This window comes from Cupriavidus sp. 21MJTG02-4, assembly GCF_057798975.1.
In genome coordinates this window covers 138,499-159,442 of sequence record NZ_JBYOJP010000001.1, presented here as the reverse complement: position 1 = coordinate 159,442, position 20,944 = coordinate 138,499, and the positions used below count along the sequence as shown (strand labels likewise).

The window sequence follows — 20,944 nt, the reverse complement described above, 5'->3', positions numbered from 1 at the left end:
TGGCTCCGTCAGTCGAGCGTGCGGCGGTAGAAGCGCACCGCAATCGTCATCACCACCACGATGAACAGCGCCATCGGCCACACATTGGGCCATAGCTCGGTCCAGCCGTTGCCCTTGAGCAGGATGCCGCGGATGATGCGGTGGAAGTATGTCATCGGCAGGATGTTGCCGATCGCCTGCGCCCAGCCCGGCATGCCCGCGAAGGGGAACATGAAGCCGGACAGCAGGATATTGGGCAGGAAGTAGAAGAACGTGAGCTGCATGGCCTGCAGCTGGTTCTGCGCCAGCGACGACAGCGTGATGCCCACGGTCAGGTTGGCCGCGATGAACAGCAGCGCCGCCATGTACAACACCAGCACGGAGCCGAAGAATGGCACCTGGAACACCCAGCGCGCGGCGATCAGCACGATGGTGGACTGGATCAGGCCAATGAAGATGTACGGGACGATCTTGCCGGTCATCACCTCGATCGGCTTCACGGGCGTGGCGAGCAGGTTCTCCATGGTGCCGCGCTCGCGTTCGCGTGTCATGGCCAGGCCCGTCATCATCACCATGGTCATGGTCAGGATCACGCCCATCAGCCCCGGGATGATGTTGTACTGCGTGATGCCTTCGGGGTTGTAGAGCCGCTGCACCTGCACGTCGAAGGGCGCCTTGCCGCCGGCCAGCGGCGCGAGCGATCCCTTCAGGTCGGTGCGCGCCACGCTGAACGGCAACTGCGCGAGCGCGGCAAGCGCTGCGCTGGTGGCGGACGGGTCGGTGGCATCGGCTTGGACCAGCAGCGCGGGCCGTTCGCCGCGCAGCAGCTTGCGCGTGAAATCGGGCGGGATGCTGACCACGAACTGCACGCTGCCCTTCATCAGCGCCTCGCGCCCGGCGTCTTCATCGGGCAGCGCGCCCACCATCTTGAAGTAGGTGGAGTTCTCCATGCCGGCGATGAACGATCGCGTGAATTCGCTCTGGTCGGCGGAAATCACGGCGGTCGGCAGGTGACGCGGGTCGGTGTTGATGGCAAAGCCGAACAGCAGCAGCTGCATGATCGGCAGCCCCACGATCATGCCGAACGTGACGCGGTCGCGCCGCAGCTGCAGGAACTCCTTGAGCACGATGCTCCACCAGCGCTCGAACGAGAAGGCGAATCGACCGTTGCGTGTCATGGCTGGTCCTTGCGCGCCTTGCGGCCCGCCTCGGTGTTCGCGCCCATGTTGTCTTCGGCGCGGCTCATCATGTGGATGAAGACATCTTCCAGGCTGGTCTGGGTTTCCGCGACGCGCCGGCCGGGGCCGGCCATGCGCCGCAGGGTCTCGCCGAGCAGTGCGCCGTCGCGGCCGGTCACGTGCAGCGCGGTGCCGAAGACCACGGTCTGCTCCACGCCCGGCGCACCGCGCAGCTGCTCGGAGAGCTGGGCCAGGTCGTCGCCCTCGACGCTCCAGGTCGCGAGCTTCTGGCTGGCGACGACTTCTTCGGCGGTGCCTTGCGCAAGCAGCTTGCCGTAGGCGATATAAGCGAGCTTGTGGCAGCGCTCAGCCTCGTCCATGTAGTGCGTGCTGACCAGCACCGAGATGCCGCGCGCGGCCAGCAGGTGCAGCTGCTCCCAGAAATCGCGGCGGGCCTTCGGGTCCACGCCGGCCGTCGGCTCGTCGAGCAGCAGCAACTCGGGCGCATGCAGCAGACAGGCTGCGAGCGCGAGCCGTTGCTTCCAGCCGCCCGACAGCGAGCCGGCAAGCTGCGCGGAGCGCGTGGCCAGGCCCAGGCCTTCGAGCGCGTGGTCAACCGCCTCGCGCCGGTTGGCCATGCCATAGACGCGTGCGACGAAGTCCAGGTTCTCGCGGATCGACAGGTCGTCCCAGTAGGAAAATTTTTGCGTCATGTAGCCGACGCGGCGCTTGATCTCGTCGGTCTCGCGCAGGATGTCGAAGCCGAGGCAGGTGCCTTGTCCCGAGTCGGGCGTGAGCAGGCCGCACATCATGCGGATCGACGTGGTCTTGCCGCTGCCGTTCGGGCCCAGGAAGCCGAAGATCTCGCCGCGCGCGACCTGCATGGTGAGATCGTTGACGACATGCTTGTCGCCGTAGTGCTTGTTGAGGCCGCGCACGTCGATGGCCAGGCCGCCGTTTGCGCCATTCGCGCCATTCGCCCCATTCGTGTGATGGGTGCCGTTTGCGCCAGGCGTGCTGCTCATGGCTGTTGTACCTCCACGGGCTGGCCGGGCCGCAGTTTAGGCGCGTCAGCCTCGGTGGGGCGCGCTTCGATCAGGAACACGAGCTTGCGGCGCGTCTCGTTGCTGTAGATCACCGGCGGGGTGTACTCGGCTTCGTTCGAGACATAGCTGATGGTGGCGGCCACCGGGGCCGGGCAGCCATCGCAATGCACCTGCACCGACTGGCCGTTGCGCAGCGCCCCGACCACGGTCTCGGGCACGTAGAAGCGCACCTTGACGTTGCCGGGCGGCAGCATGCGCACGACGGGGCTGCCCGCGGGGATCCATTCGCCAAGGCGATAGGGCGTGTCATAGACCAGCCCGGCCTGCGTGGCCGATACCGCCTTGCGCGAGAGCTTCCATTCGGCCTGGGCCAGCGCCGCGCGCGCGGCTTCGACCTGCGCGGCCTGTGCGGCTTGCTGGGCGTCGCGGCCCGGCAGGCGCGCGACGTCGATATCGCGCTGCAGTTCGCGCACGCGCGCGGCGTCGCTGGCCGCGGTGGCGCGTGATTCTTCCAGCTGCGCTTGCGAGATGCCGCCGATGTCGTACTGCCGCTGGTCGCGCCTGAACTGCGCGGCGCTGCGTTGCGCCGTGGCTTGCGCCTGCGCGAGCTGGGCGCGGCTGACGTCGACCTCGACCGGGCGCTTGCCGGTCTTCATGTCGGCCAGTTGCGCCTCGGCGGCGCGCACCTGCTCGGCTGCCTGCTGGCGCGCGGCGCGTTCATCGTCGGATTCCAGCACGAACAGCGCCGTGCCCTTGTCCACCTGCTGGCCGCGCTTGACCGCAAGGCTGTCCAGGCGGCCCGCGAACGGCGACGCGACGCTGACGAATTCGCCTTCGACATAGCCCTGCCACGTTGCGGACTTGTCCTGGCTGCATGCCGTGATCGCGAGCGGTAGCAGCAGGGCCAGGGTGCGCAAGGTTCGACGTGTGGTGGCGTGGCTGGCGGTCGGGGAGGAGGCTTGCATGGCAGCTCGGGGCATGGCGTGGGGGCGGTCAGTCGTTGGCGCCGTCGGACGGCGCCTTGGCAGTGGGTGCGAGGCCTTGGGTCAGCAGCGTGCTGACATGGCGGACCAGCGTCTCGGTATCGACATGCTCCGCGCCCGGCAGCCGCTGCCAGATATGCGAGGTGGCCAGCGGCAGCAGCGTCAGTCCGATCAGCGACGGCATCACCAGTGCCGGCTCCAGGTCCGGATTGAGCTTGCCACCGGCGATCGCCGCGGCCAGCGGCGCGCTCAATGCGCCTGCGCGTTGCAGCGCGAAGCGGTTCAGCACGCGTTCGCGCAGCAGGCCGTCGGCGCCGGCCACTTCATGAATCCATAGCCCGGGAAACCATGGCGTGGCGGCGGCCACGCGGATCATCCGGCCGGCAATGCCGACCAGCATGGCCACCGGGTCTTCGGGGTCCGCCGCGGGCGCAAAGATCGCGTCGACGAGTTGCTGCAGGCGTTCGTCGACGATGGCATCGAGCAGCTGGTCGCGGTCGCGGAAGTAGTAGTGCACCAGCGCCGGTGTCACGCCCGCATGCTCGGCAATCGCGCGGATCGGCGTGCCGGCGACGCCGTGGCGTGCGAACAGCTCGGTAGCGGCGTCGAGCAACTGGTCGCGCTGGCCAGGATTCCCGGCCGCCGGGCGGCCAGGCCCCCGGCGTTCGGCACGAGGCTTTGCGGTCTTCCGGGCGGCTGGTGGTGGCATCGGCTGGAATCGCTAATGGCGAGGGAAGCCGTTTGATATTAATTTTTGAGTTAATTAATTCAAGGCTTGTTACAACGTTGATGGTCAGTCACCTGTGCGTTCATGGCAGAATGCTGCGTTGCAGCAAGGGCGGTAGACACGTCATATCGCCTTGGCTATTCTTCGACCCGCCCATAGTCTGGTTCCAGGGTCCGAATCAGAACAACTCCCGCCCATGCGTTTTCGATTCCCGGCTGCATTGCCGAGCCAGATACTTGCCCGCTGCCTTGCCGCCATGCTGTCGGCGGGGGCTTGTGCGCCGGCTCTGTCGCAAGACGCTGCGCTCGCAGCCGACACGGACGCCGCGGCTGAAAGCCCGTTCGCCTTCCACGGCCAGGCCACCTATGTTTGGCAACGCAAGCCGGCGTTCAATGCCGCCTACTCGGGTCCGAACAGCCTGACCACGGATCGCGCCAAGAGCTACTCGTTCACGAGTACGCTCGATCTCGGTTTGCGCCTGTGGCAGGGCGCGGAATTTCACCTCAATCCCGAAGTCGCGCAGGGTGTGCCGTTTTCGCAGTTGCATGGCATGGCCGGGCTCTCCAATGGGGAACTTGCCAAGGGCGCGAGCACCAATCCCGTTGTCTACCGCGCGCGCGCCTTCATCCGGCAGACCTGGGGGCTTGGGGGGGAGACCGAGAAGCTCGACGCGGACTTCAACCAGTTTGCGCGCACGGTGGACAAGCGCCGCGTGGTGCTGACCGCCGGCAACTTTGGCGTGCTGGACGTGTTCGACCAGAACGACTACGGCTCCGATCCGCGCACCCAGTTCATGAACTGGTCGTTCCTCACGCATGGCGCGTTCGACTACGCCGCCGACGCGCGCGGCTACAACTGGGGCGTAGCGCTCGAATACATTGGCGACGACTGGTCCGCGCGCATCGGCCGGTTCCTGCAACCGCTGGAATCGAACGGGCTGGAGCTCGACACGCGGATGTTCGAGCACTACGGCGATGTACTGGAAGTCGAAAGGCGCTACTCCGTGTACGGGCGGCCCGGCACGGCGCGGTTGCTGTTCTTCCGCAACAAGGCGCGCATGGGGGCGTTCAATGACGCGATCCAGTTCGGGCAGGCCAACCATGTCACGCCTGACCTGGCCGACGTGCGGCAGGAGCATGCCAAGGTGGGCGTCGGCCTGACGATGCTGCAACAGGTCAATGATTCGCTTGGGGTGTTCTTCCGCGCCAGCATGTCGGACGACAAGACCGAGACCTATGCCTTCACCGAGATCGGACGGGAAGTGTCGTTCGGCGGCGTGCTCAATGGCAGTTCATGGGGCCGGGCACGCGATGCCGTCGGGATGGCATTTGCCGTGAACATGCTGGGTGCAAACCATCGCTCTTATCTTGCCGCAGGTGGGCAAGGGGCCTTCCTGGGGGATGGGGCGCTGAACTACGCGCCCGAGCAGGTCTTTGAAATCTATTACAGCTTTCAGCCGTTCAAATACTTGAGCATTAGCCCGGATTTTCAGTATGTCAGGAATCCGGGATATAACGCGGATCGCGGGCCGGCCAAGTTTTATGGGGTTCGGTTTCATGCCGAGTTTTGAGGTGTGACTTGGCGTGAATGATTGGGTATTCGTTCTTGGCAGGCGCGGCTGTTTCGCCGGCATAGCTGCGCTGCCTGCCGCGTAGATGATCAGGATAGACACCTCAGATGAGCGAACCCGGATTACTTGGTGGCTCCCGGTAGGACGCCTTCGGCTGCGCTGCGCTCGCTCAGTAAAAACCGAGGGAAGGAAGAAGCGGAAGCACCAGCATCTGCGCCGTTGATGTCGTCGCGTTGTCCGACTTGTGAGCCGCGTAGCAGCCGAAGGCGATGATGCGATATGGTGGGCAGTGTCGGGCCACGGACAGTTTCGGGGCTCGTTCAATCATTGATGGGGAGCCTGCATGCGGATGCGCTCCCCGCGGCAGGCAGCCGGGCAGACTCTGAAGCGAGTCCCCGTACGAAATTCTTCGCACGCTACGATCAATATTCGTCCGTTAGGACAAGTAAACGCGTTTTTTGGTTACTTTTTGTCGCTCGGACAAAAAGTGACTCGCAGGCTGCGCCTGCGAAACAGCCGCGCCTGCCAAGCACGACAACCAACCACCAACCCATCCCCTTACTGCCGGGCATTCCTAAAGTTATCCGGCCAAGCCGTATTAAAGTTAGTCCGAAACGGATTAATATCGAGCCCCCCGCGCCGCGTATATCGCGCATAGACGGCGAGCTTCACCGGCTTGCACTCCCTCATCACATCCATAAAGATCCTCTCCACGCACTGCTCGTGGAACTCGTTGTGGTTGCGGAACGAGATCAGGTACTTCAGCAGTCCTTCCTGATTGATCGGCGCGCCGACATAGCGGATCTGCACGCTGCCCCAGTCGGGCTGCCCGGTCACCAGGCAGTTGGACTTCAGCAGGTGCGACACCAGCGTCTCTTCCACCGGCGATTCGGTCTGGTCCGCGTGCAGCAAATCCGGCGCCGGCTCATAGCGGTCGACTTCAATGTCGAGCCGGTCCAGCAGCAAGCCATCGAGCTCGCCCATCTTCTGCTTGCCCAGGTCGGCCTCGGTCACCAGCCGCACCTGCACCGTCCCGCCCGTCGCTTCCGACAGGTCATGGTGCAGCAGTTGCTGCAACGCTTCGGGCGACGCGATCTTGCTCTGGTTGAACGAGTTCAGGTACAGCTTGAACGACTTGGACTCGATGATATTGGGCGTGCCAGCGGGAATGATGAACGTGGCCAGCGCCACCTGCGGCTTGCCCTTCATGTTCAGCCACGACACCTCGTACGCATTCCAGATATCCACGCCGAAGAACGGCACGGGCTTGCCTTCGGGCAGGCCGATCTCGGTGCGCTTGGGCTGGCGCGGAATCGGGAACAGCAGCGTCGGATCGTATTCGGTCTTGTAGGCCGAGGGCTTGCCCAGCGGCGAGTGTTCGGGAAGGCTCATGCTTGTTCTGCGCGGTCGGAGAGGAACAGCTTGTAGACCGGGTTCTCGGTCTCGTCCCAGTGTACGTAACCCAGCGTCGAAAGGAATGCACGGAATGCGCGCTTTTCGTTCTTGGGCACCTGGATACCGACCAGGATGTTCGACGTATCGCCGCCCTGGTTGCGGTAGTGGAACAAGCTGATATTCCAGTTCGGGCTCATGCTCGACAGGAACTTCATCAGCGCGCCCGGCCGCTCGGGGAACTCGAAGCGATAGAGCAGTTCGTCATGCGCCAGCGGCGAGATGCCGCCGACCATGTAGCGGATGTGCTGCTTGGCCAGCTCGTCGTTGGACAGGTCGAGCGTGTCGAAGCCGTGGCGACGGAAGTTCGCGGCGATCTTGTCGTTTTCGGCGCGGCTGGCAATCTGCACGCCGACGAAGATGTGCGCCATGCGCTTGTCGGCGATGCGGTAGTTGAACTCGGTCACGCTGCGCGTGCCCACCAGTTCGCAGAAGCGCTTGAAGCTGCCGCGCTCTTCGGGGATGGTGACGGCGAAGACGCCCTCGCGTGCCTCGCCCACTTCCGCGCGCTCGGCGACGAAGCGCAGGCGGTCGAAGTTCATGTTGGCGCCGCAAGCGATCGCGACCAGGTGCTGGCCCTTGAGCTTTTCGCGCTCGGCGTACAGCTTGAGGCCAGCCACGGCCAACGCGCCGGCAGGCTCCAGGATGCTGCGCGTGTCCTGGAATACGTCCTTCAGGCCCGCGCAGATCGCATCGGTGTCCACCAGCACGATCTCGTCGACCAGTTCGCGCGTGATGCGGAAGGTCTCCTTGCCGACCAGCTTGACCGCGGTGCCGTCGGAAAACAGGCCCACATCCTTGAGTTCGATGCGCTTGCCGGCTTCGACCGAGCGCTTCATCGCATCGGAATCGACGGTCTGCACGCCGATCACCTTGATCTCCGGGCGCACGGCCTTGATATACGAGGCGATGCCCGAGATCAGCCCGCCGCCGCCGATGGCAACGAAGATCGCGTGGATCGGGCCCGGATGCTGGCGCAGGATTTCCATGGCGATGGTGCCCTGGCCGGCAATGACTTCAGGATCGTCGAACGGATGGATGAAGGTCAGCTTGTGCTTCTTTTCAAGCTCCGCAGCGTGGTTGTAGGCGTCGCTGTACGATTCGCCGTGCAGCACGATTTCCACCCACTTGCCGCCGCGCTCGCGCACGGCATCGATCTTCACCTGCGGCGTGGTGACCGGCATGGCGATGATGGCCTTGCACTGCAGGCGCGCGGCCGACAGGGCCACGCCCTGCGCATGGTTGCCGGCCGACGCCGCGATTACGCCGCGCTTGATCTCTTCCTGCGTGAGCGACGCCATCTTGTTGTACGCGCCGCGCAGCTTGAACGAGAACACGGGCTGGGTGTCCTCCCGCTTGAACCACACCGAGTTGCCGGTGCGCGCAGACAGGTTGTGCGCGAACGTCAGCTCGGTCTCCTGCGCCACGTCATAGACCTTGGCGGTCAGGATCTTCCTGAGATAGTCGGGTTTGGAGGAGGCGGGCTTGCGGTTCATGTCTGCGGGTTGGCGAAGAGCCCTGGCGGCGCGACGGAACGGCGCTGGGAAGGGCAAAAATGGGGCGCAAGAAGGGCGCGCAAAAAAGCCGGAAATTTCGGCGGAAAGCGCCAATGATAAAGGATCGGAACGCCGCACAAGGCCCTGGACGCCAATGGGTATCCCGGCCGGGGTGGCGCCGTGAGCACTGCGAGGCGGGCAGGGCCAGGCCAATGTGACGAGCTGTCCCGTGTAGGACAGCGCCCGGTGGACGCTCGCCAGAATCACATGCTAGGGTTTTACGCGATGCCCCCGTTACCGCTTATCGAACCCAATACCGCGCTTTTTCTCGACTTCGACGGTACCCTGGCCGATCTTGCTCCGCGCCCGGAGCTGGTGCAGGTCGAGCCCGAACTGGTCGGGACGCTGCGCCGGCTCTACGACCGCCTGGAAGGCGCGCTCGCCATTGTTTCCGGCCGCCCCATCGTCGAACTGGACCACTTCCTGCAGCCGCTGCGCCTGCCGGCCGCAGGCATTCACGGGGCGGAACTGCGCACCGGCGGCGCGCAAGTCGAGATGAAGCCGGCGCCCGGCCTGGAGCCGCTGATCCCGCCGCTGGAAGCCCTGGTGCGCCGCTATCCGGGCCTGCGCCTGGAGCGCAAATCCGTGGCGGTTGCCATCCACTATCGCGAAGCCCCCGAACTGGAGGGGCTGGTGCGCGCCGCCGTCACGGACGTGCTGCGCCACGCGAACGGCCTTGAGGGCATGCCGGGCAAGATGGTCGTGGAGATCAAGCCCGCGGGCATCAACAAGGGCGACGCCATTGCCGCCTTCATGAACATGCCGCCATTCGCGGGGCGCGGGCCGGTCTTTGCCGGCGACGATGTGACGGACGAGGCAGGCTTTGCCGTGATCCGCAAGCTCGGCGGCCTCGGCGTGCTGGTTGGTCAGCGCGACACCATGGCCACGGTCAGTGTTACCGGGCCGGCCGCGCTGCGTTGCTGGCTGCACCGCTCAGCGCACGCGCTCGACGGCAGGCCGCATCCGGCTGATCTGCCGCCGGCGCCCAATCCACAACGACATCTTTGAGGGGGATTCGCTGTGACTTCCGCAAGCAATCCAAGTAGTCCGTCGGAGCTCGGCCAGCCGCCGTCCGAAGGCGTGTACAAGACCGTCGATGGCGGCAAGCGCCATGCCGGGCCGTCGCTGTCGCTCGGCATGATCGGCAACTGCGCGTTCTCGGCGCTGGTCGACTGCCGCGGCCGGATCGTGTGGTCGTGCATGCCGCGCTTTGACAGCGAGCCGGTCTTCAACGCGCTGCTCGACCCGAGCGAGAACGCCGGGCACTTCTCGATCGAGATCGAGGACTTCCACGCGTCGAGCCAGTGGTACGAACCGAATACCGCCGTGCTGCGCACGCGGCTGACCGATAGCCACGGCAACTGCCTGGAGATCACCGACTTCGCGCCGCGCTTCTTCCGGCTGGGCCGCTATTTCCGACCCATCACGCTCGTGCGCCGCATCCGCCCGGTGCGCGGGGCACCGCGCGTGCGCGTGGTAGTGGCGCCGCGCTTCGACTGGGGGCGCAAGGAGCCGGAGATCACGCGCGGCAGCAGCCATGTGCGCTACATCGGCGACAGCATGACGCTGCGCATGACCACCGATGCGCCGCTGGCCTATGTGCTGTCGCACACGCCGTTCCTGCTCACGCGCAGCCACAACTTCATCCTCGGCCCGGACGAAACGCTCAATCATGGCGTCGAGGAAACCGCGCGCGATTTCGAGCAGGAGACCACCTCCTACTGGCGCATGTGGAGCCGCCGTCTTGCGGTGCCGCGCGAATGGCAGGACGCGGTCATCCGCGCCGCGATCACGCTCAAGATGTCCTTGTACGAGGAGACCGGCGCGATCGTCGCGGCCATGACCACCAGCATTCCCGAGGCTCCCGGCAGCGGGCGCAACTGGGACTACCGCTACTGCTGGCTGCGCGACGCGTTTTTCGTGGTGCGCGCGCTCAACAGCCTGTCCGAAGTCGGCACCTTGGAGGACTACCTGCGCTGGCTGTCCAACGTGGTGATGCAGTCGCAGGACGGGCATATCCAGCCGCTGTACGGCATCGGGCTGGAGCGCGAACTGCCCGAAAGCATCCTCGACCACCTGCCCGGCTACCGCGGCATGGGGCCGGTGCGCCTGGGCAACCAGGCGCAGGAGCACTTCCAGCACGATGTCTACGGCAATGTCGTGCTGGGCGCGGCGCAGGCCTTCCACGACCACCGGCTGCTGCATCGTGGCGGCCCGGCCGAATTCCGCCGGCTGGAAGAAGTGGGCGAGCAGGCCGTGAAAGTGTTCGGCACGCCCGATGCCGGCATGTGGGAGTTGCGCACGCGTGCGCGCGTGCATACCTCGTCTGCGCTGATGAGCTGGGCGGCTTGCGACCGGCTCGCCAAAGTGGCGGAAAAGCTGGAACTGCAGGCGCGCGCGGAGTATTGGCACGGCCATGCGCAACGCATGAAGGAGCGCATCCTGGCCGAATCCTGGAATGAATCGCGCCAGGCATTTGCCGAAAGCTTCGGCGGCAAGGAGCTGGATGCCAGCGTGCTGCTGATGGCGGAGGTGAGCTTCATCGACCCGCGCGATCCGCGCTTCATGTCCACGGTCAAGGCACTCGAAGAGAGCCTGTGCGACGGTCCCTATATGCGCCGCTACGAAGCGCCGGACGATTTCGGCAAGCCCGAGACCGCCTTCAATATCTGCACCTTCTGGCGTATCGATGCGCTGGCACGCATTGGCCGGCGCGAGGAGGCGCGGGAGATTTTCGAGGCCATGCTGGCGGCGCGCAATCCGCTGGGCCTGCTGTCCGAAGACACCCATCCCGTCACGGGCGAGATGTGGGGCAACTTCCCGCAGACCTATTCGATGGTCGGGCTGATCAATGGCGCCATGCGCCTGTCGGCGCCGTGGGACAGCGTGATCTGACCGGGGGTGGCATCACTAACACGAACAACTCTATATGCCCAGACTAGTAGCGGTATCCAACCGCGTTGCCGATCCGCGCAATGTTGCCGCGGGCGGGCTCGCGGTGGCGTTGTCCGAAGCGCTGCGCCAGACCGGCGGCCTGTGGTTCGGCTGGAGCGGCAAGGCGCTGGAAACCAACCAGGGCGGCACGCCGGGCGAAGGCGAGCTGCACCTGCAGCAAGCCGGCAATGTCACGCTGGCGACGGTGGATATGTGCCGCGAGGACCATGACTCGTATTACCTCGGCTATAGCAACGGCGTGCTGTGGCCCGCGTTCCACTACCGCCTGGACCTGGCCGACTTCGACTCGAACTACCTCAACGGCTACCGCCGCGTGAACCAGCTGTTCGCGCGCAAGCTGGCGCCGCTGCTGAAGCCCGACGACATCATCTGGATCCACGACTATCACCTGATCCCGCTGGCGGCGGAGCTGCGCGCCATCGGCTGTGGCCAGCGCATCGGCTTCTTCCTGCATATCCCGTTGCCGCCGCCGCTGATCCTCGCGGCCATCCCGCAGCACGACTGGCTGATGCGGGCGCTGTTTGCGTATGACCTGATCGGCTTCCAGACCCACACCGACCTCGAGCATTTCTCGCGCTACGTGCAGAACGAAGCGTTCGCCGAACCGATGGGCGAGCATCGCTACCGTGCGTACCATCGCACCGTGCGTGCGGAGGCGTTTCCGATCGGCATCGATGTGGACGAGTTCGCCGAACTGGGGCGTGGCGCGGAGGCGCAGGAAACGTTCGAGATGATGTGCGCGCAGTATGCGCAGCGCCGGCTGCTGCTCGGGATCGACCGGCTCGACTATTCCAAGGGGCTGCCGCAGCGGCTGAAGGCCTTCTACCGGCTGCTCGCCGAGTACCCGGAGAACCGCAAGAGTGCGACGCTGGTACAGATCGCGGCACCATCGCGCGAATCGGTGGATGCGTATGCGGACTTGCGCAGCGAGATGGAACGTCTAAGCGGCGCTATCAATGGCGAATTCGGCGAGCTGGATTGGATGCCAGTGCGCTATATCCACCGCACCACGGCGCGCAAGCGGCTACCGGGCCTGTGCCGCGCGAGCCGCGTCGCGCTGGTGACGCCGCTGCGGGATGGCATGAATCTGGTCGCCAAGGAATTTATCGCGGCGCAGGACCCTGCGGATCCCGGCGTGCTGGTGCTTTCGCGATTTGCCGGCGCGGCGGAGCAGCTTAAGGAAGCGTTGCTGGTGAACCCCTATGACACGTACTCCACGGCGCAGGCTATCCAGCAGGCCTTGCACATGCCGCTGGCCGAGCGGCAGGCGCGGCATGAGAAGCTGCTGGAACGGGTCCGCTGCCAGGATGTGCATTGGTGGAGTCGGGAATACCTGCGCGCCTTGTCGGAAACCGAGGGCGGCTGAAGATTTGTTGCGGCTGCAGAAGGAGCATTGCCATGAGTGAGCAACTGGAAACTCAGACCTGCACGCCGTGCCGTGGTGGCGTTCCACCGCTGGAGCGTGCCGAGGCCGAAACGCTATTGGCCGACACGCCCGGATGGACACTGGCCGATGACGCCGGCAGGCTCGAGCGAAGCTTCACCTTCCGCAACTTCGCGCAGGCGCTGGCATTCGCCAATGGCGTGGGACAACTGGCGGAAGCGCAAGGGCATCATCCCGAGATCAGCTTTGGATGGGGGCATGCCACGGTGTCGTGGCGGACCAAGAAGATCAAGGGCTTGCACAGGAATGATTTCATTATGGCGGCCAAGACTTCTGGACTGGCGGAGCAGTTAGGGGAGGGCAGTTAGCGATCATTTGCCTTGAAATGCTGATGGCGTAACGCTCGTGACGCCGTGGCTCCCCTCTCCCACGCGTGGGAGAGGGGAGCCACCAGGCGGTACAGCATTCATGGCAGCTAGTTCAAATCCCCCGGCAGATCCACGTCCCTGAACGCCCCGTCATCCTCCGTCAGAATCCTCGTCACCGGCTGCGCCTTCAACAGCGCTCGCGCTCCCTCGTCCCCATCGAGCTTCAGCAATTCCTCCCGCCAGGCCGAGCCAAATCCAACCGGGTGCCCGCGCTGCCCGTCGCGCCACGGCGCGGCGATGGTGTCAGGCGTGGTGATGGTCAACGCCACCGCCCTGACCAGTTCCATCGGCAACCACGGCATATCGGCGAGCGCCACCACCCAGCCGCGCGCGTCGGGCGTGGCGGCGACAGCAGCGCGCAACGCAGCGCCCATGCCGGCCTCAGCCGCGGGGGCCTCGACCACACGGCAGCCCCCGCGCCGCAATTCCTCGGCGAGCGCCGGATGGCCAGGCCGGATCACGGCAATCGAGTCAGGCAGCGCAGCGGCCAATGTCCGCGCACTGCGCCACGCGATGGTGCGGCCGTCAGGCAGTTTCTCCAGCAGCTTGTTGCGCTGGCCGTTGGCGTCGAAGCGCCGGCCGAACCCCGCCGCCAGGAGAACCCCGGTCGGCAGGTCGGTCTTGATCAGGGGAGCATTGCGGGCGGCGGTCATGGCGCGTCCTCAGGTGCTGCAGCTGCTGCCGGTGCCGGCGGCCATTTCCCGCGCCGCCTTGGCACCTTCCACCTGCAGGATGTCGGGCAACGAAACATGGTTCTTGGCGGCCACCACTTCGGCCAGGATGGAAATGGCAATCTCCGGCGGCGTGCGGCTGCCGATGAAGATGCCGACCGGGCCATGCAGGCGGGCCAGCTGTACGTCGTTCAGGTCGAATTCCTTGAGCCGCTCGCGCCGTGCCTGGTTGTTGCGGCGCGAACCCAGCGCGCCGACGTAAAACGCGCGCGTGCGCAACGCTTCCATCAGCGCCAGGTCGTCGAGCTTCGGATCGTGCGTGAGCGCAATCACCGCGCAACGCTCGTCGAGGTTCATCTCCGTCACGGTGTCGTCGGGCATGGTCCGCACCATGCTCACACCCGCGATGTCCCACGTTTCCGTGTATTCCTCGCGCGGGTCGCACACGGTGACCTGGAAGCCCAGGCCCACGGCAATCTGGCACAGGTACTTCGACAACTGCCCCGCGCCGATCACGAGCATGCGATAGCGCGGGCCGTGAATGGTGCGCAACGTCTGGCCGTCGAAGGCCAGGCCATCGGTGGCCTCCGCCGGGCCCAGCGTGGCGTGACCAGTGGCCATGTCGAGCGTGCGCGTCACCAGCCGGCCGTTCTCGACGGCGTCGAGCAGTTCGGCGATGCCACTCGCGGGGGCGAGCGGCTCGGTCACCAGTTCGATCGTGCCGCCACACGGCAGGCCGAAGCGGTGGGCTTCCTCGGCGCTGATGCCGTACTTGACCGATTCGGGATGATCCGCGGTGATGCCGAGCCGGCGCACGCGGTCGATCAGATCGTCTTCGATGCAGCCGCCGGACACCGAGCCGACGACAAGCCCGTCATCGCGCACGGCCAGCATCGCGCCTTCGGGGCGGGGCGACGAGCCCCAGGTCCTGACTACCGTCACCAGCAGCACGCGGTGGCCTTCCTGCTGCCACCGAACACTGCTTCTCAGGACTTCGAGATCCACGCTGTCCATGATCGCTTCCGCTTGGGTTCCTCTGTTTGTTGCTCTGTTTGTTGCATATCGCCGCCATCGGGGGCGGCGTCTTGTTGTGGTTCGGCTTCATCGGCCGCCGGCGCAGCCAGTGCCTCGGTGAAACGCGTGAAGAAGGTCTCCGCCATCTTGCGCGCCGCGGCGTCTACCAGCCGCGAGCCGATCTGCGCGATCTTGCCGCCCACCTGCGCGTTGACCGCATAAGTGAGCACCGTTTCATCGCCCTCAGGTTCCAGCGTGACGCGTGCGGACCCCTTGCCGAAACCGGCCGCACCGCCTTGTCCGTCGAACTGGATGGTGTAGCTGTCCGGTGCCTGGATATCCTGCAGCGCCATGCGGCCCTTGAAGTGCGCCTTGACCGGGCCGACCGCCGCGGTCAAGGCGAGCTGGTAGGCATTTTCGCCGTCAGGCTGGATGCTCTCACATCCGGGGATGCACTGCTTGAGCAGCGCGATGTCGTTGAGCGCTTCCCATGCCACTTGCTGGGGCACCGGCAGGCGCTGGCTTTGATTCATTTCCATGGGGGGCGCTCCTTGTCTCTTGTGATTGGTTTCATAGGTGAAGCGAAAGCCGTGCCGGCGTCCGGCTCGGACAGCAAGGTCTGCAAGGCGAGCAGGCTGTCGAGATTGTGCGCCGGTCGCAGCGCATCCACATGCGGCAGGATGGCCTGCACGCCGCGCGCCTGCGGCGCGAAGCCGGGGTAGCGCAGCAGCGGGTTGAGCCAGATGATGCGATGCGCAAAGCGCCGCAGCCGCGCCATCTCCTGGCCCAGCAGGTCGATATGTTCGTGGTCCAGCCCGTCAGTGACAAGCAGCACCGTGGCGCGTCCCGACAGCGTGCGGCGTGCCCACTGGCGGTTGAAGCTCGCCAGCGCTTCGCCGATGCGCGTGCCACCGGCCCAGTCGCGCACCTGGCCGGTGATGACGGCCACGGCTTCGTCGGGATCGCGCTCGCGCAAGGCGCGCGTGATGTTGGTGAGCCGCGTGCCGAACAGGAATACGGATAACCGCTCGCGCGAGAGCGTCAGTGCATGGCAGAAGTACAGCACCGCGCGCGAGTACTGGCTCATCGATCCGGAGATGTCGAGCAGCAGCACCACCGGCGGCTTGCGTTCGGCATGGCGGCGGTATTTCCAGCGCAGCCATTCGCCATGCTGGCGCACGGCCAGGCGCGCGCTGGCGCGCAGGTCGGCACGCGTGCCGCTGCTGGCCGGGCGCAATCTGCGCGTGCGTTCCATGGCCAGGTGGGCGCGGCGCTTGCGCACCAGGTGCTGCAGCGCGCGCCATTCCTGCGCGGTGAGCGTCTCGAAATCGCGCTGCGCCAGCCGCTCCTGGTCCGAGAACGTCAACGGCACCGTCATCCGCTCCGCTTCGGTCTGCTGCGGCCGGGCGGGCAGGTCGGGTTGGCGTGCCGCCAGCGCATCGGCCAGCCTGTTGCTGCGCCGCGGCGGCGGCGCGCCGGCATCGACGCGCGGCAGCAGCATCGCGCGCAGCTTGCCTTCCCAGTCGGGGTCTCGCCAGAACAGGTCGAAGGCGGCATCGAACAGCGGCCGCTGGTCGGGGCCGGAGAGCACCAGCGCGGCCAATGCCGCGCGGACGTCGTCGCGCCGGCCGATGTCCACGTATTGCAGCGCATCGAGCGCGTCGACGGAATGCGCGGGCGACAGCGCAAAGCCGCCGTCGTGCAGCAGCCGCATGAAATGCGCGACGTTGCGCGCCAGCACCGGCAGGGCGGGGCCGGGCTTGCCGGCGCGGGCGGGGTGCAGCGTGGCCATCGATCAGGTCGCGGCGGATGCGCCTGCGAGCAATTCGGCCACGGTCGGGCCATCGGCGCGGGCCAGGTCGTCCTGGTACTTGAGCAGCACGCCGAGCGTGTCGCGCACGGACTGCGGGTCCAGTTCGGTCACGCCGAGCGCGGACAGCGCGCGGCACCAGTCGATGGCCTCGGCGATGCCGGGCGCCTTGAACAGGTCGATGCCGCGCAGCCGGTGGATGAAATCGACCGCCTGCGCCTGCAGCCGCGCGGCGGCTTCCGGCGCGCGGGCGGCAACGATCTGCAGTTCGCGCTCGCGCTGCGGATAGCCCATCCACTGGTACAGGCAGCGGCGCTTGAGTGCGTCGTGGACCTCGCGCGTGCGGTTCGAGGTGACGATGATCAGCGGTGGACGCTCGGCGCGGATCACGCCGATTTCGGGGATCGACACCTGGTATTCGGACAGTATCTCGAGCAGGAACGCTTCGAACGGTTCGTCGGCGCGGTCGATCTCGTCGATCAGCAGCACGCGCGGCGCGCCGGGTGCGGCGGGGTCGGGCAGCAGGGCTTCGAGCAGTGGGCGTTTCAGCAGGTAGTCGTCGTGATAGAGCGACTGCGCCTCGGGGCGCTCGCCGCGCGCTTCGGCTACGCGCAGGGCCATGATCTGGCGCGGGTAGTCCCATTCGTACAGCGCGCTGGCCGCGTCGAGGCCTTCGTAGCACTGCAGGCGCAGCAGGCGCGTGCCCATGACTTCGGCCATGGCCTGCGCCAGGGCGGTCTTGCCTACGCCGGGCTCGCCTTCGAGGAACAGCGGGCGCTGCATGCGCAGGGCGAGGTAGAGCACCGTCGCGGTTTCGCGGTCGGCGAAATATTGGTGGGATTCGAGGAGGGACAGGGTGTGGTCGATGGAGGTGGGAAGCATGGGCTGCAGCGACTGAAGCCGCTGATGAACGCATTGGTTGCTCCCCTCTCCCCAAGGGGGAGAGGAGAGCTAGGCAGAGGCTTGGCGCATGCCGGCTATCCCTTCAACGCCGCCTCCACCGCCCGCGCCGCCAGCACCGGAATCAAATGTGCCCGGTACTCCGCCGACGCATGCAGATCGGCATTGAGCCGCGACGGATCGACCTTTACCGCCTTCGCCGCCGCCGCGGTGAAGTTTGCCGCCAGCGCCTGCTCCAGCGGCTGGCAGCGGAACACGCTGTCGGCCGCTCCCGTGACAGCGACGCGCACGTTGCCGCCAGTGCGCGCGACCATCACGCCGACCAGCGCGAAGCGCGAGGCCGGGTTGCGGAACTTGATGTAGGCCGCTTTCTCGGGCACAGGGAAGCGCACGGCGGTGATCAGTTCGTCGGGCTCCAGCGCGGTTTCATACAGGCCCTTGAAGAAGTCATCGGCCGCAATGGTGCGGCGGTCGGTGACCACACTGGCGCCCAGGCCCAGCACCGCAGCGGGGTAGCAAGCGGCGGGATCATCGTTGGCGAGCGAGCCGCCAATGGTGCCCATCGCGCGGACCTGGCGGTCGCCGATGCCTTCGGCCAGCGCGGCCAGCGCGGGAATGCGCTGGCACACTTCCGCGTTGGCCGCGACATCGGCGTGGCGGGCGGCGGCGCCGATCACCAACTCGTTGCCTTCGACGCGGATATCGCTCATGCCAGGAATGCGGGCCACGTCGATGAGCGTGGACGGCGCGGACAGGCGCAGCTTCATTGCCGCAAGCAGGCTCTGGCCGCCGGCCAGGAACTTGGCGTCCGGATCGGCCTTGAGCTTGGCGACCGCCGCCTTGGCATCCGCCGCGCGTTCAAACTGGAATGCGTACATGTCGGTTTCCTTTACGGTTCGTCGGCGGGCTCAGGGTTGGGCGGCCTGGATGGCCTGCCACACGCGGTGCGGCGTGGCGGGCATCTGCAGGTCCTTCACGCCAAGCGGCGACAGCGCATCGACCAGCGCGTTGATGAACGCAGGCGGCGAGCCGATCGCGCCCGCTTCGCCGCAGCCCTTCACGCCGAGCGGGTTGTGCGTGCAGGGCGTGCCCTTGGCGGTTTCCACGGTGAAGTCTGGCAGGTCGCCGGCGCGCGGCATGGCGTAGTCCATGTAGGAGCCGGTCAGCAGCTGGCCGCTGTCGCGGTCGTAGATGCACTGCTCCAGCATGGCCTGGCCCAGGCCCTGGCCAATGCCGCCGTGTACCTGGCCTTCGACGATCATCGGGTTGATGATGTTGCCGAAGTCGTCGACCGCGGTGAACTTCATCACCTGCGACTCGCCGGTGTCCGGATCGACCTCTACCTCGCAGACATAGGCGCCCGACGGATACGTGAAGTTGGTGGGGTCGTAGAACGCGTTCTCGTTCAGGCCCGGCTCCAGCTTGTCGAGCGGATAGTTATGCGGCACGTATGCCGTCAGCGCGACTTCGCCGAAAGTCTTGGTGCGGTCGGTGCCAGCCACGCGGAACACGCCATTGCTGAACTCGACGTCGGCATCGGACGCCTCCAGCAAGTGCGCGGCGATCTTCTTGGCCTTGGCTTCGATCTTGTCCAGCGCCTTCATGATCGCCGACCCGCCCACCGCGAGCGAGCGCGAGCCATAGGTGCCCATGCCGAACGGCACGCGCCCGGTATCGCCGTGCACGATCTCGACCGATTCCAGCGCGATGCCGAGCCGGTCCGCCACGATCTGCGCGAAGGTGGTCTCGTGGCCCTGACCGTGGCTGTGCGAGCCCGTGAACACCGTCACACTGCCGGTCGGGTGCACGCGGATCTCGCCGACCTCGAACAGGCCTGCGCGCGCGCCCAATGCGCCGGCGATATTCGACGGTGCCAGCCCGCATGCTTCGATGTAGCAGGAGTAACCAAGGCCGCGCAGCTTGCCGCGCTGCTTCGCCTCGTCGCGGCGGGCCGGGAAGCCCTTCACGTCGGCGAGTTCCTGCGCACGTGCGAGGCAGGGCTCGTAGTCGCCGGTGTCATAGGTCAGGCCGACCGGCGTGGCATACGGGAACTGGCGGATGAAGTTCTTGCGGCGCAGCTCGGCCGGGTCGGTCTTCAGCTCGTGCGCGGCGGCTTCCACCAGCCGTTCGACCACGTAGGTGGCCTCGGGCCGGCCGGCGCCGCGGTAGGCGTCCACCGGCGCGGTGTTGGTGAACACCGCCTTGACCTCGGCGTAGATGGCCGGCGTGGCGTACTGCCCGGCCAGCAGCGTCGCATAGAGGATGGTGGGCACGCTGCTGGCGAAGGTCGACAGGTACGCGCCCATGTTCGCCGTGGTGTGCACGCGCATGGCCAGGAACTTGCCGTCGCTGTCGAGCGCGAGCTCGGCCTTGGTCACGTGGTCGCGGCCGTGCGCGTCGGTCAGGAACGACTCCGAACGCTCGGCGGTCCACTTGATCGGCCGGCCGACCTTCTTCGACGCCCACGTCAGCGCCACGTCTTCGGGATACAGGAAGATCTTCGAACCGAAGCCGCCGCCTACGTCCGGCGCGATGATGCGCAGCCGCGATTCCGGCAGGCCTAGCACGAAGGCGCCCATCAGCAGGCGTTCCACGTGCGGGTTCTGGTTGGCCACGTAGACCGTGTAGCTGTCGTCCTGGCGCGCGTAGCTGGCGTTGACCGCGCGCGGTTCGATCGCGTTGGGGATCAGCCGGTTGTTGACGATATCGAGCGTGGTCACGTGCGCGGCTTTCGCGAACGCGGCATCGGTCGCGGCCTTGTCGCCGTGGCCCCACGTGTAGCAGGTGTTGGCGGGCACGTCGTCATGCACGAGCGTGGAGGCGGCTGCGGCATCGGCAGCATTGACGACGGCGGGCAGCTCCTCGTAGTCGACCACGACCTGCTCGGCGGCGTCCTTCGCCTGCGCCAGTGTTTCGGCCACCACCAGTGCCACCTGGTCGCCGACATGGCGTGCCTTGCCCTGCGCGATGACAGGGTGGGGCGGTTCCTTCATCGGCGAGCCGTCGATGCTGTGGATCAGCCAGCCGCAGGGCAGGCCACCCACCTTGTCGGCGGCCATATCCTCGCCCGTCAGCACGGCGATCACGCCGGGCGAGGCCAGCGCGGCGCTCTTGTCGATCGACCGGATGCGCGCATGCGCATGCGGCGAGCGCACGAAATAGCCGTAGCTCTGCTGCGGCAGGACGATGTCGTCGGTGTACTGGCCGTTGCCGGTCAGGAAGCGGAAGTCTTCCTTGCGCTTGACGGGCGAGCCGACGAACTTCTGCGATTCGGGTGCGTTCATGGCTGGG

At 66.3% G+C, this 20,944-nt stretch carries 18 protein-coding genes; 5 read left to right on the top strand and 13 right to left on the bottom strand.

Translation table 11 applies throughout. The annotated features are described in order from the left end of the window. Positions 1–8: 8 nt before the first annotated feature. Genes AC3FKH_RS00755 through AC3FKH_RS00740 form a run of 4 tightly spaced genes read right to left on the bottom strand, consistent with a single transcriptional unit; the run spans position 9 to position 3,895 of the window. Positions 9–1,157 (bottom strand): ABC transporter permease, encoded by a 1,149-nt coding sequence (locus AC3FKH_RS00755; protein ID WP_488672119.1) that lies wholly within the window; start codon positions 1,155–1,157, stop codon positions 9–11. Then, on the bottom strand, positions 1,154–2,182 hold the full coding sequence (locus tag AC3FKH_RS00750) for an ABC transporter ATP-binding protein (protein ID WP_488672117.1): 1,029 nt from the start codon (positions 2,180–2,182) through the stop codon (positions 1,154–1,156). The genes AC3FKH_RS00755 and AC3FKH_RS00750 overlap by 4 nt, the downstream gene beginning before the upstream one ends. Next, entirely contained in the window at positions 2,179–3,168 is a 990-nt protein-coding gene (locus AC3FKH_RS00745; protein ID WP_488672115.1) for an HlyD family secretion protein, read from the bottom strand. The genes AC3FKH_RS00750 and AC3FKH_RS00745 overlap by 4 nt, the downstream gene beginning before the upstream one ends. A 28-nt stretch (positions 3,169–3,196) precedes the next feature. Beyond that, positions 3,197–3,895 (bottom strand): TetR/AcrR family transcriptional regulator, encoded by a 699-nt coding sequence (locus AC3FKH_RS00740; RefSeq protein WP_488672113.1) that lies wholly within the window; start codon positions 3,893–3,895, stop codon positions 3,197–3,199. A 214-nt stretch (positions 3,896–4,109) separates the two neighbouring features. Here AC3FKH_RS00740 and AC3FKH_RS00735 point away from each other — a divergent pair, with 214 nt between their 5' ends. Beyond that, on the top strand, positions 4,110–5,483 hold the full coding sequence (locus AC3FKH_RS00735; protein ID WP_488672111.1) for a carbohydrate porin: 1,374 nt from the start codon (positions 4,110–4,112) through the stop codon (positions 5,481–5,483). Positions 5,484–6,041: 558 nt separating this feature from the next. Here AC3FKH_RS00735 and queF read toward each other — a convergent pair. Together queF and ilvA are read right to left on the bottom strand one after the other, a co-directional pair. Next, positions 6,042–6,875: an NADPH-dependent 7-cyano-7-deazaguanine reductase QueF gene (queF, locus tag AC3FKH_RS00730; protein WP_488672109.1), complete on the bottom strand. Its 834-nt coding sequence runs from the start codon at positions 6,873–6,875 to the stop codon at positions 6,042–6,044. Beyond that, complete coding sequence (gene ilvA, locus AC3FKH_RS00725) at positions 6,872–8,431, bottom strand: threonine ammonia-lyase, biosynthetic (protein WP_488672108.1); 1,560 nt, start codon at positions 8,429–8,431, stop codon at positions 6,872–6,874. Before ilvA ends, queF begins: the two co-directional genes overlap by 4 nt. 285 nt (positions 8,432–8,716) lie before the next feature. On the opposite strand from ilvA, the gene otsB reads away from it, so the two are divergent. The 4 genes from otsB to AC3FKH_RS00705 all read left to right on the top strand — a co-directional run bounded on the left by otsB (position 8,717) and on the right by AC3FKH_RS00705 (position 13,198). Continuing rightward, a complete protein-coding gene (gene otsB / locus AC3FKH_RS00720) occupies positions 8,717–9,499 on the top strand; it encodes a trehalose-phosphatase (RefSeq protein WP_488672106.1) in 783 nt (260 codons plus the stop codon). Positions 9,500–9,571: 72 nt separating this feature from the next. Beyond that, complete coding sequence (locus tag AC3FKH_RS00715; RefSeq protein ID WP_488672862.1) at positions 9,572–11,386, top strand: glycoside hydrolase family 15 protein; 1,815 nt, start codon at positions 9,572–9,574, stop codon at positions 11,384–11,386. Between the two features lie 34 nt (positions 11,387–11,420). Next, positions 11,421–12,812, top strand: coding sequence for an alpha,alpha-trehalose-phosphate synthase (UDP-forming) (gene otsA / locus AC3FKH_RS00710; protein ID WP_488672104.1), 1,392 nt, complete (start codon positions 11,421–11,423; stop codon positions 12,810–12,812). Between the two features lie 32 nt (positions 12,813–12,844). Further along, entirely contained in the window at positions 12,845–13,198 is a 354-nt protein-coding gene (locus AC3FKH_RS00705; protein WP_488672102.1) for a 4a-hydroxytetrahydrobiopterin dehydratase, read from the top strand. 107 nt (positions 13,199–13,305) lie between these two features. Here the strand turns inward: AC3FKH_RS00705 and AC3FKH_RS00700 are convergent, their stop codons facing one another. The 7 genes from AC3FKH_RS00700 to AC3FKH_RS00670 form a co-directional block, all read right to left on the bottom strand. Further along, positions 13,306–13,911, bottom strand: a complete 606-nt coding sequence (locus AC3FKH_RS00700; RefSeq protein ID WP_488672100.1) for a nucleotidyltransferase family protein — start codon at positions 13,909–13,911, stop codon at positions 13,306–13,308. 9 nt (positions 13,912–13,920) lie between these two features. Then, positions 13,921–14,943, bottom strand: a complete 1,023-nt coding sequence (locus tag AC3FKH_RS00695) for an XdhC family protein (RefSeq protein ID WP_488672098.1) — start codon at positions 14,941–14,943, stop codon at positions 13,921–13,923. Beyond that, positions 14,916–15,482, bottom strand: coding sequence for an SRPBCC family protein (locus tag AC3FKH_RS00690; RefSeq protein ID WP_488672096.1), 567 nt, complete (start codon positions 15,480–15,482; stop codon positions 14,916–14,918). The genes AC3FKH_RS00695 and AC3FKH_RS00690 overlap by 28 nt, the downstream gene beginning before the upstream one ends. Continuing rightward, a complete protein-coding gene (locus AC3FKH_RS00685) occupies positions 15,473–16,735 on the bottom strand; it encodes a vWA domain-containing protein (RefSeq protein ID WP_488672094.1) in 1,263 nt (420 codons plus the stop codon). Before AC3FKH_RS00685 ends, AC3FKH_RS00690 begins: the two co-directional genes overlap by 10 nt. Positions 16,736–16,738: 3 nt before the next feature. Then, complete coding sequence (locus AC3FKH_RS00680; protein WP_488672093.1) at positions 16,739–17,635, bottom strand: AAA family ATPase; 897 nt, start codon at positions 17,633–17,635, stop codon at positions 16,739–16,741. Between the two features lie 95 nt (positions 17,636–17,730). Next, complete coding sequence (locus AC3FKH_RS00675) at positions 17,731–18,531, bottom strand: FAD binding domain-containing protein (RefSeq protein WP_488672092.1); 801 nt, start codon at positions 18,529–18,531, stop codon at positions 17,731–17,733. A 30-nt stretch (positions 18,532–18,561) separates the two neighbouring features. Beyond that, a complete protein-coding gene (locus AC3FKH_RS00670; protein ID WP_488672091.1) occupies positions 18,562–20,937 on the bottom strand; it encodes a xanthine dehydrogenase family protein molybdopterin-binding subunit in 2,376 nt (791 codons plus the stop codon). Positions 20,938–20,944 lie beyond the last annotated feature (7 nt).